The sequence below is a fragment of the Streptomyces sp. NPDC053493 genome, assembly GCF_044544825.1.
Lineage (GTDB): Bacteria > Actinomycetota > Actinomycetes > Streptomycetales > Streptomycetaceae > Streptomyces.
In genome coordinates, this window is record NZ_JBITXS010000001.1 from 363,417 (window position 1) to 378,942 (window position 15,526).

Consider the following 15,526-nt stretch of genomic DNA (forward strand, 5'->3'; position numbering starts at 1 on the left):
GAGGCCCGCAAGGCCGCCGACAAGCGCCGCGCCGACGCCGCCGAGCAGGCCGACACCCTCATCACCGAGGCGACGGCGGAGGCCGAGCGGCTCACCGCCGAGGCGGAGCAGCTCCGTGCCGAGGCCGAGCAGGTCAAGGCGGACGGCGAGGCCGAGGCCGAGGCGCTGCGGGCCGCCGCCCGCGCCGACGGCGAGCAGGTCCTCGACGAGGCCCGCAAGGCCGCCGACAAGCGCCGCGCCGACGCCGCCGAGCAGGCCGACACCCTCATCACCGAGGCGACGGCGGAGGCCGAGCGGCTCACGACGGAGGCCGCCGAGCTCCTGGAGAGCACCGAGCAGGACGCCCGCCGCACGCGGGCCGAGGCCGAGCAGGTCAAGGTCGACGGCGAGGCGCACGCGCAGGCGCTGCGCAGTGCGGCGCTCGCGGACGCCGACCGGATCCTGGACGAGGCCCGCAAGGCCGCGGACCAGCGGCGCGCGGACGCGGCCGAGCAGGCGGACGCGCTCGTCGGCGAGGCCCGCGCGGAGGCCGAGCGGATCGCCGCGGAGGCGGCGCGGGTCAAGGCGGACGCCGAGGCCGCGGCCGAGGAGACGCGGGCCGAGGCGCGCGCCGAGGCCGACCGGACGCTCGACGAGGCCCGCGAGGCCGGGGCGAAGCGCCGGGCGGACGCGGCCGAGCAGGCCGACCAGTTGATGGCCAAGGCGCAGGAGGAGGCGCTGCGCGCCACCACCGAGGCGGAGACGCAGGCGGACACGATGGTCGGCGCGGCCCGCAAGGAGGCCGAGCGGATCGTCGCCGAGGCGACCATCGAGGGCAACTCGCTGGTGGAGAAGGCGCGTACGGACGCCGACGAGCTGCTCGTCGGGGCCCGCAGCGACGCGACCGCCATAAGGGAGCGGGCGGAGGAGCTGCGTTCCCGTGTGGAGGGCGAGATCGAGGAGCTGCACGAGCGGGCGCGGCGCGAGACGGCCGAGCAGATGAAGACGGCCGGCGAGCGCGTGGACAAGCTGGTGAAGGCCGCCGAGGAGCAGCGGGCGGAGGCCGAGGAGAAGGCCAAGGAGCTGGTCTCGGAGGCGAGTTCGGAGGCGAGCAAGGTCCGTATCGCCGCCGTGAAGAAGGCCGAGGCGCTCCTGAAGGAGGCCGAGCAGAAGAAGGCGTCGCTGGTCGCGGAGGCGGAGCGGATCAAGGCGGAGGCCGAGGCCGAGGCCGAGCGGACGGTGTCGGAGGGCAAGCGGGAGCTGGAGGTCCTGGTGCGCAGGCGCGAGGACATCAATGCGGAGATCTCCCGTGTCCAGGACGTCCTGGAGGCGTTGGAGTCTTTCGAGACGCCGTCGGGCGGCTCGAAGTCCGAGGGGGCGAAGTCGGCCGCGCGGTCCACCACGCGAGAAGGAGCCAAGGCGGGAGCGTCCGCGGGGGCCACTCGTTCGGGTGGCAAGTCCCCCGAGAGCTAGCCACTCAAAAGGCTGGACATTCTCCAGATCAAACGGGCATACGCTCGATGACACGCCGCTTCGACCCCTAGGATTCCCTCTAACACCTCACCGGTCTCATTCGACAGGAACCCCATGAGCGACACTTCCTCCCCCTTCGGCTTCGAGCTCGTGCGGCGTGGTTACGACCGCGGTCAGGTGGACGACCGCATTACCAAGCTCGTCGCCGACCGTGACAGTGCTCTGGCCCGAATCACCTCTCTGGAAAAGCGCATCGAGGAACTTCACCTCGAGACACAGAACGCCCAGGCCCAGGTCACCGACGCCGAGCCGTCGTACGCCGGCCTCGGCGCCCGTGTCGAGAAGATCCTCCGCCTGGCCGAGGAGGAGGCGAAGGACCTGCGCGAGGAGGCCCGTCGCGCCGCCGAGCAGCACCGCGAGCTCGCCGAGTCCGCCGCGCAGCAGGTCCGCAACGACGCCGAGGCGTTCGCGGCCGAGCGCAAGGCGAAGGCCGAGGACGAGGGCGTCCGGATCGTCGAGAAGGCCCAGGGCGAGGCGAACTCGCTGCGCGCCGAGGCGCAGAAGGACGCGCAGTCGAAGCGCGAGGAGGCCGACGCCCTCTTCGAGGAGACCCGTGCCAAGGCCGCCCAGGCCGCCGCGGACTTCGAGACCAACCTGGCCAAGCGCCGCGAGCAGTCGGAGCGCGACCTGGCCTCGCGTCAGGCCAAGGCCGAGAAGCGGCTCGCGGAGATCGAGCACCGCGCCGAGCAGCTGCGTCTCGAGGCCGAGAAGCTGCGGACGGACGCGGAGCGCCGGGCCCGCCAGACGGTGGAGACCGCGCAGCGCCAGGCCGAGGACATCGTGGCCGACGCGAACGCCAAGGCCGACCGGATCCGCAGCGAATCGGAGCGCGAGCTGGCGGCGCTGACGAACCGCCGCGACTCCATCAACGCGCAGCTGACCAACGTCCGCGAGATGCTGGCGACGCTGACCGGTGCCGCGGTGGCCGCGGCCGGCTCGCCGATCGACGACGAGCGCACGGCCGGCGTCCCGGCCCAGCAGACCCGCTGAACCGGCCGGAGCCGCCCGGCCCCGAGCGGTCGCCGGGCGGGCTCACGGCGCTGATCTGACGCGGAAGAACCCTCCGTCATTCCGGTGGCGGAGGGTTTTGCGTGCCCGTAGCTTGGGACGCATGATCGAGCTTGAGGGCCTCACCAAGCGCTACGGGCAGAAGACCGCGGTCGACCGTCTCACCTTCACCGTACGGCCGGGCGTGGTCACCGGCTTCCTGGGGCCGAACGGGGCGGGCAAGTCGACGACCATGCGGATGATGCTGGATCTGGACAACCCGACGAGCGGGACGGTCCGCATCGACGGGAAGCACTACCGCGAGCTCCAGGAGCCGCTGAAGTACATCGGCGCGCTGCTCGACGCCAAGGCGATGCACGGCGGCCGCTCGGCGTACAACAACCTGCTGTGCCTCGCCCAGTCGAACCGGATTCCCGAGCGGCGGGTCGGCGAGGTGCTCGATCTGGTCGGTCTGACGCCGGTGGCGCGGAAGAAGTCGAAGGGCTTCTCGCTCGGCATGGGGCAGCGACTGGGAATCGCCTCGGCACTGCTCGGTGATCCCGAGATCCTGATGTTCGACGAACCCGTCAATGGTCTGGACCCCGAGGGAATTCACTGGATCCGCAATCTGATGAAGGCGCTGGCCGCCGAGGGCCGGACGATCTTCGTTTCCAGCCATCTGATGAGTGAAATGGCTCTGACGGCCGATCATCTGATCGTGATCGGCCAGGGAAAGCTGCTCGCGGACACGTCGATGGCCGATTTCATCCAGCAGAATTCCCGGAGTTACGTCCGACTGCGCTCTCCGCAGCAGGAACTCCTGCGGGACGTGCTCCACGCCAACGGTTTCGTCGCCGTCGAGGCCGGCGGCGGGACGCTCGAGGTGGACGGCACGACGACGGAGAAGCTGGGCGAGCTGGCGGCGGCGCACCAGATCGTGCTGCACGAGCTGAGTTCCCAGCGGGCCTCGCTCGAAGAGGCGTTCATGCAGATGACGGCGGGCGCGGTGGAGTACCACGCGCACGGGACGGACGTAGGCGGCGGCGCCGAGCCGCCGGCCGGGCCCCGCTGGGGCGAGAGCTTCGAGGGAGCCTGATCGATGGCAGCGGCATCCGCGGTCCTCCAGTCCGAGTGGACCAAGATCCGGACGGTCTCGTCGACGGTGTGGACGCTGGCGAGCGCCCTGCTGGTGACGGTGGCGATGAGCGCGGCGCTGTGCGCGCTGATGAGGTCGACCTTCGACAACCTCTCCGAGGTCGAGCGGGCCACCTTCGACCCGACCTTCCTCAGCTTCTCCGGGATGGTGCTCGGCCAGCTGGCGATGGTGGTCTTCGGGGTGCTGGTGGTGGGCACCGAGTACTCCTCGGGCATGATCCGCACCTCGCTGGCCGCCGTGCCGCAGCGGGCCTCCTTCCTCTTCTCGAAGATCGCCGTGGCGGGCGCGCTCGCGCTGCTCGTGGGGCTCGCGACCAGCTTCCTGTCGTTCTTCCTCGGCCAGGCGCTGCTCGGCGAGCACCGCACCACGATCGGCGCGGACAACGTGCTGCGGGCGGTGATCGGCGGCGGCCTCTACATGGGCCTGATCGCGATCTTCTCGATGGGCGTGGCGACGATGCTGCGGTCCTCGATGCTGTCGCTCGGCATCCTGGTGCCGTTCTTCTTCCTGATCTCGCAGATCCTGTCGGCGGTGCCGAAGGCCAAGGAGGTCGCCCGCTACTTCCCCGACCGGGCCGGCTCCCAGATCATGCAGGTGGTGCCGGACGCGATGGGCTCGGAGAAGGCTCCGTACGGGCCGTGGGGCGGTCTCGGGATCATGCTGATCTGGGTGGCGGCGGCGCTGGTCGGCGGTTATCTGGTCCTGAAGAAGCGCGACGCCTGACGCGTCCGGCGCCCGACCCGCCCGGCGCCGGACGCGGCCCCACGGCCGGTTCGGTGCGGGTCCTGCGTCGGCCCCGTCACGGCCCCGCGGCCGGTCCGGTGGCGGGCCAGGATCACGATTCCGCTTCGGCGGAACCGTCAACGGCTGGATAAGCTCTTCGCTCATACGGGGGGCTGCGGCCGCCGGCCGCGACACGCCCCGACGACACGACCTGACCTGTCGATGGGGCTGGAGAATGATCGAGGCAGTCGGCCTGACGAAGCGCTACGGCGCCAAGACGGCCGTGTACAACCTTTCCTTCCAGGTGAGGCCCGGCCATGTCACCGGCTTCCTGGGCCCCAACGGCTCGGGCAAGTCGACCACCATGCGCATGATCCTCGGCCTGGACCGGCCGACGTCCGGCCACGTGACGATCGGCGGGCACCCGTTCCGGCAGCTGCCGAACGCGCCCCGCCAGGTCGGCGCGCTGCTCGACGCGAAGGCCGTGCACGGCGGACGCAGCGCCCGCAGTCATCTGCTGTCGCTCGCGCAGCTGGCCGGCATCCCGGCCCAGCGGGTCGACGAGGTGCTCGGCGTCGTGGGCCTCCAGGACGTGGCCAAGCGCCGTTCCAAGGGCTTCTCGCTCGGCATGGGCCAGCGGCTCGGCATCGCGGCGGCGCTGCTCGGCGACCCGCAGGTGCTGCTCTTCGACGAGCCGGTCAACGGCCTCGACCCGGAGGGCATCCTCTGGGTGCGCAACCTGATGAAGAAGCTGGCCTCCGAGGGCCGTACGGTCTTCGTCTCCAGCCACCTCATGAGCGAGATGGCGCTGACCGCGGACCACCTGATCGTGATCGGCCGCGGGCAGCTGCTCGCGGACATGAGCGTCACGGACTTCATCTCGGCGAACTCGGCGGACTTCGCCCGGGTGCGGACGCCGCAGACCGAGCCGCAGCAGCGGGAGAAGCTGACCACGGTGCTCACCGAGGCCGGCGGCAGCGTGCTGTCCGAGCCGGACGGCGCGCTGCGGGTGACCGGGCTCGCGCTGCCGCGGATCAGCGACCTGGCGCACGAGGCGGACGTCCGGCTGTGGGAGCTCTCCCCGCACCAGGCGTCGCTGGAGGAGGCGTACATGCGGATGACGCAGGGCGCCGTGGACTACCGCTCCACCGACGACCGGCTCGCCCACCTCCAGGCGCCGGTGCCGCCGTACCAGCAGCAGCCGCAGCAGCCGGGGTACGCGGTCCCGGAGGTGCCGCAGCAGGGCTGGTACGCCCCGCCGCCGCCCGGACAGAACCCGTACGCCGCCGCGCCCCAGGCGCCTCAGGCGCCGCACATGCCGCAGATGCCTCCGACGCCTCCGACACCGCACCAGAGCCAGAACCCCGAGGACGCCCGATGACGACCCCGTACTCGTACGTCTCCCCCATCCCGGTCCGCAAGGCGCACCTCGGCGACGCGCTCGCCTCGGAGTGGACCAAGATCCGCTCGGTGCGCTCCACGACGTGGACGCTGGGTGTGATGGTGCTGCTGATGCTCGGCCTCGGCCTCGGGGTCGCCGCGGTCGTGTCGAGCGCGGAGGTCTCCACCGAGGGCGAGACGGCGCTCGGCTTCGGCTTCTTCGGTGTGCTGCTCGGCTCGATCTGTGTGATCACGCTCGGCGTGCTGACGATCGCGTCCGAGTACGGCACGGGGATGATCCGCACCACGCTGACCGCCTGCCCGAGCCGCGGCCGGGTGCTGGCGGCGAAGGCGATCGTCTTCTTCCTGCTCGTCTTCCTCATCACCACGGTGACGGCGACCGTCGTCGCGCTGGCCCAGGTCTCGATGGTCGACGCCGCCGAGCCCACCGGCGCGGAGTGGCTGCGGGCCACGGTGGGCGTCGGCCTGTTCATCGCGCTGCTCGGTCTGGTGTCCCTGGGCGTCGGCGCGGTCATCCGGCATTCGGCGGGCGCGATCACCATCATGATCGGTGTCCTGCTGTTCCCGCTGGTGGCGGCGATGTTCATGCTGACCGAGTCGCTCACCGCCGTGCGGGAGTGGCTGCTCGACTACGCCATCCCCAGCCAGCTGATCGCGCTGTACGCGGGCCGGTCGGCGGTCGGTGCCGACGGCCCGTCCGGCTGGGACCCGGTGTGGATCATGGCGGTGCTCGCGGCCGCGGCGCTGGGCGGCGCCTTCGCGCTCCTGAACAGCCGGGACGTGTAGGGCCTTCGGCCCCTAGTACTTCGGCGCGTTACGGGACCGCTGCACCCGACTGGTGCGGCGGTCCTTCGCGTTCCAGCAGGCCTTGTGCCAGTGCCGGCGGTCGTCGACGCCGCCGTACTCCGGCCAGGCCACGACGTGCGGGGCGCCGGAGGGGATCTCCTGGTCGCAGCCGGGGCAGCGGTAGCGCTTGCCGGGCGCGCTCGCGCCGGCGACATGGCGGACGTACCACTCCTCGCCCTGCCAGGTCTCGGTGCGCTGCGCGCCGCCGTACCGGTCGCCCGGCTCGCCCTGCTGTCCGGTGGGTCCGGGCTTCGCGCCGCCTCGGGGGCGGTTGTGGCGCGGGGACACTTCGACACCTCGCTCGGGGGTACGGGAACACGGACGGTTCCGTCCAGCGTACGGGCCGCGACGGGGCGGCTCCGCACGCCCCCGGGCCGGATCAGCGGAAAATCGCAAGAACTTCATGAAGGGCCGTTGCCTTTGGCACGTGTCAGACGTTGTTGCCAGTACGAGGGGGGAAGACGCGGCGGAGAGGCAGAAGCGATGCGCGTGGGTACGTTCGTACTGGCCGCCCAGTTCCCGGGCCAGGGACAGGGGGAGGCGCTGCACCGGGCGGTGCGGACCGCCGAGGTGGTCGAGGAGGCCGGGCTCGACTCGGTGTGGCTGGCCGAGCACCACTTCGTGCCGTACGGAGTGTGTCCGTCGGCCACGACGCTCGCCGGCTTCCTCCTGGGCCGCACGCGGCGGATCCGGGTCGGCACGGCGGTCAGCGTGCTGTCGACCGCCCATCCGGTCGCGCTCGGCGAGCAGGCGGCGCTGCTGCACGTGGCGTCGGGCGGCCGGTTCACCCTCGGGGTGGGCCGCGGCGGGCCGTGGGTCGACCTGGAGGTGTTCGGCGCCGGGCTCGCGGCGTACGAGTCGGGCTTTCCCGAATCCCTCGATCTGCTGATGCGGTGGCTGACCGAATCCCGGGTCGGCGCCCAGGGGGAACGATTCGCTTTCCGTGACGTGGCGGTCGTCCCGCGCCCCGGTGAGCTGATCGGCGGGCCCGCCGCCCCGGAGGTGGTGGTCGCCTGCACCTCGCCGAAGAGTGTGCGCACGGCCGCCGAGCGAGGCCTTCCGATGCTGCTCGGCATGCACTGCGGTGACGAGGAGAAGGCCGAGATGGTGGCCTGCTGGGAGCGGTGCGCGCGGGAGGCCGGGCGCACGCCGGAGGAGATCGTCCGGATCGGCGCGGGCCATGTCTCGGCCGGCGTGGTCCAGCTCGCCGACCGTGCCGCGGACGCGAGCGAGGCGCTGGTGAAGGCGATGCCCGGCTGGCTGAAGCAGGGCCTTGACGCCCATGTGACGGTGGACGGCCGGCACCGCGCGATGCGCGACCCGGTGGCGTACACCGAGCTGCTGTGCGCCCTGCACGCCGTGGGCACGCCGCGGCTCGCCGCCGACCGGCTCGCGGCGACCGCCGAGCGCACCGGCATCACCCGCTTCGCGCTGCTCGCCGAGGGTTCCGGGGACCTCGCCGCCACCGAGGAGAACGTGCGGCGCCTGGGCGCCGAGGTGCTCCCGCTGCTCGTCTGACCCGCTCATCGAGGTGATCAAGAGGTGATCGAGAAGGACCGTGCCGCCGCTCCGCGTCCATTCCGCTCTCCCGCGACGGGGAGCGGCGGCACCAGGCCTGTCAGCAGTCGCGCAGTTCGGGCGACTGGTTGAGGAGCTGCGCCCGTACGGAGGTGAAGCGGGCGAGCCGCTCGTCCACCGACGGGTCCAGCGGGAAGACCGCCACCCGGTGGCAGTTCTGGAAGGCGAGTCGTACCCCGAAGTGCCGCTGCAGGGCGCCACGAATGGCATCGCTCGCGAGCGCGCGCAGCAGCTGACCACGTGCCTGCTCATCGGGCGGCGGCGTCTGGTTGTCGGCGAAGTCGCCGCCGTCCACCTTCAGCTGTGCCACCAGAGAACTGATCATCTCCCATGCGAAGGGCAGGGAGGTCCGGACGCAGTCGACGAAGTCGGCTTCGTCGACCTCGCCTCGCTCGGCCTGTTCCAACAGCGCCGGTGAGACGTCGAGCGACATGAGTTCTCCTCTCGCGACCCCGCGAGCGGGGCCTTGCGGGCAGGGACAGGGGCCGGCGATGCGCGCACGCAGCGTGCACGGGCGACGACCTCCTGTCCTCCACGTTAAGCGCCGGGTCCTGCCCGCACCAGGAGATTGGGCGCACAACCGGCCAATAAGTGACGGGTGTTGGGCGTACGCCGGGCGGGCGTTACGGACCGAATCGCGCCGGATGGCGTCCGTCTTGTAGCGTTGCGGACCATGCGTCTCGTCATTGCCCGTTGTTCCGTGGACTACGCGGGCCGGCTCACCGCCCACCTGCCCTCCGCTCCCCGTCTGATCCTGGTCAAGGCCGACGGCAGCGTCTCGATCCACGCGGACGACCGGGCGTACAAACCGCTCAACTGGATGTCTCCGCCGTGCACCCTGAAGGAGGGCGCGGACGGTGAGGCGGGCATCTGGACCGTGATCAACAAAGCGGGCGAGAAACTGATCATCACGATGGAGGAGATCCTCCACGACTCCTCGCACGAACTGGGCGTGGACCCGGGTCTGATCAAGGACGGCGTGGAGGCGCACCTCCAGGAGCTGCTCGCGGACCGCATCGAGACGCTCGGCGAGGGCTGGACGCTGGTCCGGCGCGAGTACCCGACGGCCATCGGCCCGGTGGACATCCTGTGCCGGGACTCCGACGGGGCGACGGTAGCGGTGGAGATCAAGCGGCGCGGCGAGATCGACGGCGTGGAGCAGCTGACCCGCTATCTGGAGCTGCTCAACCGCGATCCGCACCTGGCGCCGGTGAAGGGCGTCTTCGCGGCCCAGGAGATCAAGCCGCAGGCGCGGGTGCTCGCGACCGACCGCGGGATCGACTGCGTGGTGCTGGACTACGACGCGCTGCGCGGGATCGAGGACGACAAGCTGCGGCTGTTCTGACGGCCGGCGGCAGGGCGAAGGCCCGGGCGTGACGCCCGGGCCTTTGTCGTCCGCGGATCAGGCCGGGGTCCCGCTCTCGGAGGCGGGCGCGGACTCGGACCGGGAGGCGGTGTTGCTCGGGCTGCCGGTGCCGGTGGCCGTGTCGCTCGGGGTCGGTGTGGTCGGCGTGCCGGACGGCGTCTCGCTGGGCGTCGGCTGAGTCGTCGGCGGCCGGGTGGGCGTCGGCGTCCGCGTCGGCGTCGTCGTGGGCTTCGGCGGCTTCGTCGTCGCCGGGCCGCTCGGCGTGGCGCTGCCCGTCGCCGACGGCGAGCCGGAGGGCGTCGACGGGAGGCCGGCCGAGCCGGTGGCGCCCGGGGACGGCGTGCCGCCGGGGCTCGGGGCCGACGGGCCGTCGGCGGGGCCGGTGGCCTCCTCGGTGGGCTCGGTCTCGCCGCCGCTGCCGTCCGAGGTGTCGTCCTGGCTCGCGGTGCTGTCGGAGGTGACGCGGCCGGTGCCCGGGTCGTCACCGTTGCCGGAGGTGGCGCCGAGGGTGACGACGGTGCCGAGGACGGCGACGAGGAGCGCGCCCGCGCCGACGGCGGCCAGGTTGCGGCGGGCACCGGTGAGGATGCCGGTGCGCAGACCGCCGCCGCGCCGGTCGGCGCCGTCGCCGGAGCCCTGGGCCGGCGGGGTGACGACCGTCGGGGTCTCGTCCGCGAAGGCGGCCGGGAAGGCGGGCGGGAAGGCGTCGGCGGGCACCGGCTTGGCGAGGTCCGGGAAGGCGGGCGGGAAGGCGTCGGCCGGCGCGGGCTTGGCGAGGTCCGGGAAGGCGGACTTGGCCGGAAGCGGCGCGGTCACCGGGATGCCGCGGGGCGGCGAGGCGGGTCCTTCGCGGCGCGGCAGCGCCGGGAGCCGGGGCGCCGCCGGAGGGATCGCCGCCGTGGGCGCGGTGGCCGCGGCGGTCGCGGGCGCGGCCGGCGCGTCCGGTGCGGGTTCGGCGGGAGCGGCCTGGCCGGTGAGGTCGGCGACGAGCGCGAGGGCGCGGCGGCCGGCGACGGTGCCGCGCTTGTCGGCGAGGGCGCCGCGCAGGGCGATGGAGGCCTCCAGGGCGGCGCGGGCCCGCTGGAGGCTGCCGCGGCAGAGCGCGAGGACGCCCAACTCGTGGTGGAAGTAGGCCTCTTCGGCGACCTCGCCGGCGAGCCGGGCGGCCTCCTGGCCGCCGCGCAGGGCCCGTTCCCAGGCGCTCCAGTGCAGTCCGGCGGCGAAGGCGGGCGCGGCGGCGCGGGCGAGCTGCACGGCGGCGGCGGGATGTTCGGGCGCGCTGCCGGGCACGAGCACGGCGAGCGCGGCGAGCAGGGAGTCGGCCTCGGCGGTGGCGCGTTCCGGGGAGACGGAGGGGTGACCGGCCCACCAGGCGTAGTGCTGGGCGGCGGTGTGGGCGCGGGCGGCCGGGTCCGGCTCGTAGTCCGCGGCGAGCAGCTGGGTGAGGACGCCGGCGGCGAGCCGGTAGCGGCCGCCGACCGGGGAGAGCAGTCCGCAGGACATGAGTTCGCCGACGGCCGCGTCGGCGTGGGTGTCGCCGACGAGGGCGGGCAGGTGCGCCTGGTGGGGCACCTCGCCGCCGAGGGCGACGGCGAACCGCAGGGTGTCCTGGGCGGCGCGGCTGAGCCGGGAGGCGAGCAGGACGGCGGGTGCGGCGCCCTCGCCGAGGCTCGGCAGCGGTATGTCGCGCAGCTCGACGTCGGGGTCGTCGACGGGGTGGCCGTGGGTCGCCGGGGCGGCGCCGGGCGCGCCGCCGGACGGGCCGAAGGCCTCCTCCAAGGCGCCGAAGGCGTCGAACTCGGCGGGTCCGACGCGGAGCCGGTCGCGCTGCCGGAGCAGGGCGCCGGCCTGGACGAAGCGCAGCGGCAGTCCCTCGGACTCGAACCAGAGGTCGCCGGCCCAGTTGGCCTCGTCCTCGCCGAGGGTGCGGCCGACGGCCTTCTCGAGGAGTTCCACGGCGGCGGCGCGGCCGAGTCCGGTGAGGGCGACCTCTTCGAGGGCGGCCTCGGGCGAGGCGGCGGGCGTGTCGGGTGTGACGGCGAAGAGGAAGGCGCAGTCGGGTGTGGCGGCGAGCAGTTCGTCGAGGGCGCTGCCGCCGAACTCGAGGTCGTCGACGAGGACGATGGCGCCGATGCGGCGGACCTCGAGGAGCAGTTCCTCGCGGTCGGGCCGGAAGCCGGGTGCGTACTGGACGGCGTGGAAGAGGTCGTACAGCAGGTCGGTGGGCGTGCGGTGGTGGCCGCTGAGCCGGACGACGCCGTCGGGCGCGATGTCGGCGCAGTCGGCGGCGACGGCGTCGAGCAGGGTGCTGCGGCCGGAGCCGGCGGGGCCGGTGAGCCGGGCGGAGCGGCCTCGGGTGAGGTGCTGGACGAGCTGGTCGCGCTGCTCCTGCCGTTCGAGCAGCGGGAGGGCGGGGGCCGCGGGGCCGGGCGGTACGGGCGGGTGGGCGGCGCGGGCGGCCTCGGCGCGTTCCTGCGGGGTGCGGCGGCGCGGGGCCGCGGGCTGCTCGCCGGGCGGGCAGACCTCGATCTCGCTGCCGTCGAGGGGGTTGAGGTTGAGCAGCAGGCCGCCGGAGACGAGGCGCGCGGTGCGTACCCGGGCGGGGGCGGTGGACGCGGGCGCGGGTACGGCGTGTCCGGGGCGGGCGTCCTCGCCCTCGGTGTCGTGACCGTACTCCTCCGGTCCCCGGTTGATCGGGTCCATGGTCCAAGCTCCCAAGCGGCGGGCGATGTGCAGGCGAGCCGACCCTATGCGGTTGCGCGGATTCCGGGAACAGCCGGGGTGGTGCGGAGACCAAGACGTCACGGTCTCGTGAGGATTGGGTGTGACGCCTGGTTCGCACCGCGGCTTCACAGCCGCGTGTCGCGGCTGTGACGTGACGTTCCGGCAGCGGTCGCCGCGGCCGGGCGGTCAGACGCGGGGCAGCGACTCGGCGGCGAGGCCGCCCTCGATGGCGAGGATGCGGTGCAGCCGGGTGGCGACGAGGAGACGCTGCATCTGGGGCGGCACTCCGCGCAGGACCAGGCGGCGGCCGCAGCGGCCGGCGCGGCGGTGGGCACCCATGATGACGCCGAGTCCGGTGGCGTCCCAGGAGTCGAGGCCGGTCAGGTCGAGCACCAGATCGCCGACTCCGTCGTCGACGGCCGAGTGCAGGACCGTTCGGGCGTCCGCCGCGCTGCGCACGTCGAGGCGGCCCCCGACGACCAGCTCGACGTGGTCGCCCCTGATGTGCATATGCGCTCCCCGAGTGTGCTCCGTCGTGTGCCCGTCCACGCAACGCTTGACTGCCGCATCAGCAGAAGCGTTGCGCCTTGTAAGCGAACCGATATCGAAATTCACCCCTGAGGGCGATGGTGCCGGGGCGGTCGGACCCCTGTGCGGAATCGGTGCGCGCCACCCCGGCGCGGACGCGGCGCGGTGGCCGCGGTCGTGCGTCGCGGTGTGTCAGTACGTGTAGAAGCCCTGCCCGCTCTTGCGGCCGATGTCACCCGCGTCCACCATCCGGCGCATCAGCTCCGGCGGCGCGAACTTCTCGTCCTGCGACTCGGTGTAGATGTTGCTCGTGGCGTTGACGAGGATGTCGACGCCGGTCAGGTCGGCGGTGGCGAGCGGGCCCATGGCGTGCCCGAAGCCGAGCTTGCAGGCGATGTCGATGTCCTCGGCGGTGGCCACGCCCGACTCGTACAGCTTGGCGGCCTCGACGACCAGCGCGGAGATGAGGCGGGTGGTGACGAAGCCGGCCACGTCGCGGTTGACGACGATGCAGGTCTTGCCGACGGACTCGGCGAACTCGCGGGCGGTGGCGAGGGTTTCGTCGCTGGTCTTGTAGCCGCGGACGAGTTCGACGAGCTGCATCATCGGGACCGGCGAGAAGAAGTGGACGCCGACGACGGACTCCGGGCGCCCGGTCACCGCGGCGATCTTGGTGATCGGGATGGCGGAGGTGTTGGAGGCGAGGACGGCGCCGTCCTTGGCGATCTTGTCGAGAGAGCGGAAGATCTCGTGCTTGACCTCGAGCTTCTCGAAGACGGCCTCGACCACGACGTCGGCGTCGGCGACCGCGTCGAGGTCGGTGGTGGCGGTGATCCGGCCGAGGGCGGACTCGGCGTCGGCCGCGTCCATCTTGCCCTTGGCGACGAACCGCTCGTAGGAGGTCTTGACGGCGTCGGTGCCCCGGGTCAGCGCGGCGTCGGTGACGTCACGCAGGACGACGTCCCAGCCTGCCTGGGCCGAGACCTGCGCGATGCCGGACCCCATGAGTCCGGCCCCGATGACGGCGAGCTTCCTGGCCACGTCTTCCACCCCTCAATGCCCTCAACGACTGTTCATTTCTGGCTCTTCGGCGGAGATTAGCGGGCGCGGGGCGCCATGTGACCGTGAAGTAACGCGCGTCACGCCCCGTTTGACGGACGTCACACTCGCGACAGCTCCCGGCGCGGCGGCGGCCGGGCGGGCGGCGGGAGCCCGGACGGCTCAGCCGGCGCGGACGGCGTAGTCGAGGACCGCCTCGCCGAGCAGGTCCTCGATCTCGTCGAGCAGCCCGAGGGCTTCGCGGGAGACCTCGCCGGCCTTGCGTCCGGCGGTCATCTCGCCGCTGATGAACTCGACGACGGCGCCCTGGATCCAGGCGATCTGGCCGCCGACGAGCAGCGGCATCGGGTCGTCGGGCCCGGCGCCCACCTCTTCGCGCAGGGCGGCGACGGTGGTCCGGCGGACCTCCTGCTGGAGGGCGAGCAGCCGGGCCTGGAGGGTGGGCGCCTCGTCGATCACCCGCATGAAGTCGGCGTAGCCGTCCATCAGGCCGTACGCGGGCGAGACGGCGGCCACATGGCCGCGGATCTCGCGGAGCACGGCCCGGGCGGCGGACTCGCCCGGGTCGCGGCCGCGGATCATCCGGGCGAGGCGGTGGGTGATGCCCTCCATCCGGTCGAGGAACAGGTCCTCCTTGGCCGGGAAGTAGTTGTAGACGGTGTTGACGGAGACGTCGGCGGCCTCCGCGATCTCCGCCACCGTCACGGCCGCGAAGCCGCGTTCGAGGAAGAGCCCGGTCGCGATGTCCGAGATCCGCTGCTTCGTCTGGCGCTTCTTGCGCTCCCTGAGCCCTTCAGCCATGCCCTGATTCTAGGACGCCTGGAATTTTGGTGGCGTTGCAAAATTTCAGTGACTCTGTTTTTGTAGTCGCCATGGCAATCATCAGCACCTCCGGCCTGTCCCGGACCTTCCGGACCAAGCGGGGCGAGGTGACGGCGGTCCGCGGCATCGACCTCACCGTCCGGCCCGGCGAGATCCTCGGCTTCCTCGGCCCCAACGGCGCCGGCAAGACCACCACCCTGCGCATGCTCAGCACCCTGCTCGCGCCCACCGGCGGAGCCGCCACCGTGGCCGGCCACGACCTGCTGCGCGATCCCGTCGGCGTACGGCGCAAGATCGGGTACGTCGCCCAGTCCGGCGGCGTCGACCCGCAGGAGACCGTCCGCTCCGAACTCCTCCTCCAGGGCCGGCTGCACGGGCTCGGCCGCGCCGAGGCCGCCGACCGCGCCGCCGAGGTCGCCCGCGACCTCGACCTCACCGAGCTCCTCGACCGCGGCACCACCGCGCTCTCCGGCGGCCAGCGGCGCAGGCTCGACATCGCCCTCGGTCTCACCCACCGTCCCGAGCTGCTCTTCCTCGACGAGCCGACCACCGGCCTCGACCCGGGCAGCCGCACCGCGCTGTGGGCGCTCGTCCGGCGGCTGCGCGACGAGCACGGCACCACCGTCGTCCTCACCACCCACTACCTCGACGAGGCGGACGCGCTCGCCGACCGGCTGGTGGTGATCGACCACGGCGTCGTCGCCGCCGAGGGCAGCCCGGCCGCGCTCAGGGCCGCGCACGGCGCGGACACGCTGCAGGACGCCTTCCTCGCCGTCACCGGGCGCGGCCCGGCCCCCGCCGACCAGACACCCGTCGCCGTCTAG

Annotated in this window: 14 protein-coding genes and 1 pseudogene; 9 read left to right on the top strand and 6 right to left on the bottom strand. The window is 72.8% G+C overall.

Features of this window, described 5'->3' with window-relative positions; all coding sequences use genetic code 11:
- The 6 genes and pseudogenes from ACIGO8_RS01575 to ACIGO8_RS01600 form a co-directional block, all read left to right on the top strand.
- Nucleotides 1-1,452 (top strand): annotated as a pseudogene (locus ACIGO8_RS01575) (hypothetical protein); the annotation flags it as partial.
- 114 nt (nt 1,453-1,566) lie between these two features.
- On the top strand, nt 1,567-2,502 hold the full coding sequence (locus ACIGO8_RS01580) for a cellulose-binding protein (RefSeq protein ID WP_384413587.1): 936 nt from the start codon (nt 1,567-1,569) through the stop codon (nt 2,500-2,502).
- A 121-nt stretch (nt 2,503-2,623) separates the two neighbouring features.
- Nucleotides 2,624-3,595: an ABC transporter ATP-binding protein gene (locus tag ACIGO8_RS01585; protein WP_399722662.1), complete on the top strand. Its 972-nt coding sequence runs from the start codon at nt 2,624-2,626 to the stop codon at nt 3,593-3,595.
- Nucleotides 3,596-3,598: 3 nt separating this feature from the next.
- Nucleotides 3,599-4,378, top strand: a complete 780-nt coding sequence (locus ACIGO8_RS01590) for an ABC transporter permease (RefSeq protein ID WP_399722664.1) — start codon at nt 3,599-3,601, stop codon at nt 4,376-4,378.
- A 235-nt stretch (nt 4,379-4,613) separates the two neighbouring features.
- Nucleotides 4,614-5,759 carry an ABC transporter ATP-binding protein gene (locus ACIGO8_RS01595; RefSeq protein ID WP_399722666.1) on the top strand — a complete coding sequence of 382 codons (1,146 nt, stop codon included), beginning with the start codon at nt 4,614-4,616 and terminating at the stop codon, nt 5,757-5,759.
- A complete protein-coding gene (locus tag ACIGO8_RS01600) occupies nt 5,756-6,565 on the top strand; it encodes an ABC transporter permease subunit (RefSeq protein ID WP_399722668.1) in 810 nt (269 codons plus the stop codon). The genes ACIGO8_RS01595 and ACIGO8_RS01600 overlap by 4 nt, the downstream gene beginning before the upstream one ends.
- A gap of 12 nt (nt 6,566-6,577) precedes the next feature.
- On the opposite strand, the gene ACIGO8_RS01605 is transcribed toward ACIGO8_RS01600, so the two are convergent.
- Entirely contained in the window at nt 6,578-6,913 is a 336-nt protein-coding gene (locus tag ACIGO8_RS01605) for an ATP/GTP-binding protein (protein ID WP_399722670.1), read from the bottom strand.
- A gap of 195 nt (nt 6,914-7,108) precedes the next feature.
- On the opposite strand from ACIGO8_RS01605, the gene ACIGO8_RS01610 reads away from it, so the two are divergent.
- On the top strand, nt 7,109-8,143 hold the full coding sequence (locus ACIGO8_RS01610; protein ID WP_399722672.1) for an LLM class flavin-dependent oxidoreductase: 1,035 nt from the start codon (nt 7,109-7,111) through the stop codon (nt 8,141-8,143).
- Between the two features lie 100 nt (nt 8,144-8,243).
- On the opposite strand, the gene ACIGO8_RS01615 is transcribed toward ACIGO8_RS01610, so the two are convergent.
- A complete protein-coding gene (locus ACIGO8_RS01615; RefSeq protein ID WP_399722674.1) occupies nt 8,244-8,636 on the bottom strand; it encodes an SCO5389 family protein in 393 nt (130 codons plus the stop codon).
- Between the two features lie 240 nt (nt 8,637-8,876).
- Here ACIGO8_RS01615 and nucS point away from each other — a divergent pair, with 240 nt between their 5' ends.
- Nucleotides 8,877-9,548 (top strand): endonuclease NucS, encoded by a 672-nt coding sequence (gene nucS / locus ACIGO8_RS01620; RefSeq protein WP_399722676.1) that lies wholly within the window; start codon nt 8,877-8,879, stop codon nt 9,546-9,548.
- A 57-nt stretch (nt 9,549-9,605) separates the two neighbouring features.
- Here the strand turns inward: nucS and ACIGO8_RS01625 are convergent, their stop codons facing one another.
- The 4 genes from ACIGO8_RS01625 to ACIGO8_RS01640 form a co-directional block, all read right to left on the bottom strand.
- On the bottom strand, nt 9,606-12,272 hold the full coding sequence (locus ACIGO8_RS01625) for an ATP-binding protein (protein ID WP_399722678.1): 2,667 nt from the start codon (nt 12,270-12,272) through the stop codon (nt 9,606-9,608).
- A gap of 207 nt (nt 12,273-12,479) precedes the next feature.
- Nucleotides 12,480-12,803 carry an STAS domain-containing protein gene (locus tag ACIGO8_RS01630; RefSeq protein WP_024761898.1) on the bottom strand — a complete coding sequence of 108 codons (324 nt, stop codon included), beginning with the start codon at nt 12,801-12,803 and terminating at the stop codon, nt 12,480-12,482.
- Nucleotides 12,804-13,013: 210 nt separating this feature from the next.
- Nucleotides 13,014-13,862, bottom strand: a complete 849-nt coding sequence (locus ACIGO8_RS01635; RefSeq protein WP_399722680.1) for a 3-hydroxyacyl-CoA dehydrogenase family protein — start codon at nt 13,860-13,862, stop codon at nt 13,014-13,016.
- A gap of 180 nt (nt 13,863-14,042) precedes the next feature.
- On the bottom strand, nt 14,043-14,681 hold the full coding sequence (locus ACIGO8_RS01640) for a TetR/AcrR family transcriptional regulator (protein WP_399722682.1): 639 nt from the start codon (nt 14,679-14,681) through the stop codon (nt 14,043-14,045).
- A gap of 71 nt (nt 14,682-14,752) precedes the next feature.
- On the opposite strand from ACIGO8_RS01640, the gene ACIGO8_RS01645 reads away from it, so the two are divergent.
- Nucleotides 14,753-15,526, top strand: coding sequence for an ABC transporter ATP-binding protein (locus ACIGO8_RS01645; protein WP_399722684.1), 774 nt, complete (start codon nt 14,753-14,755; stop codon nt 15,524-15,526).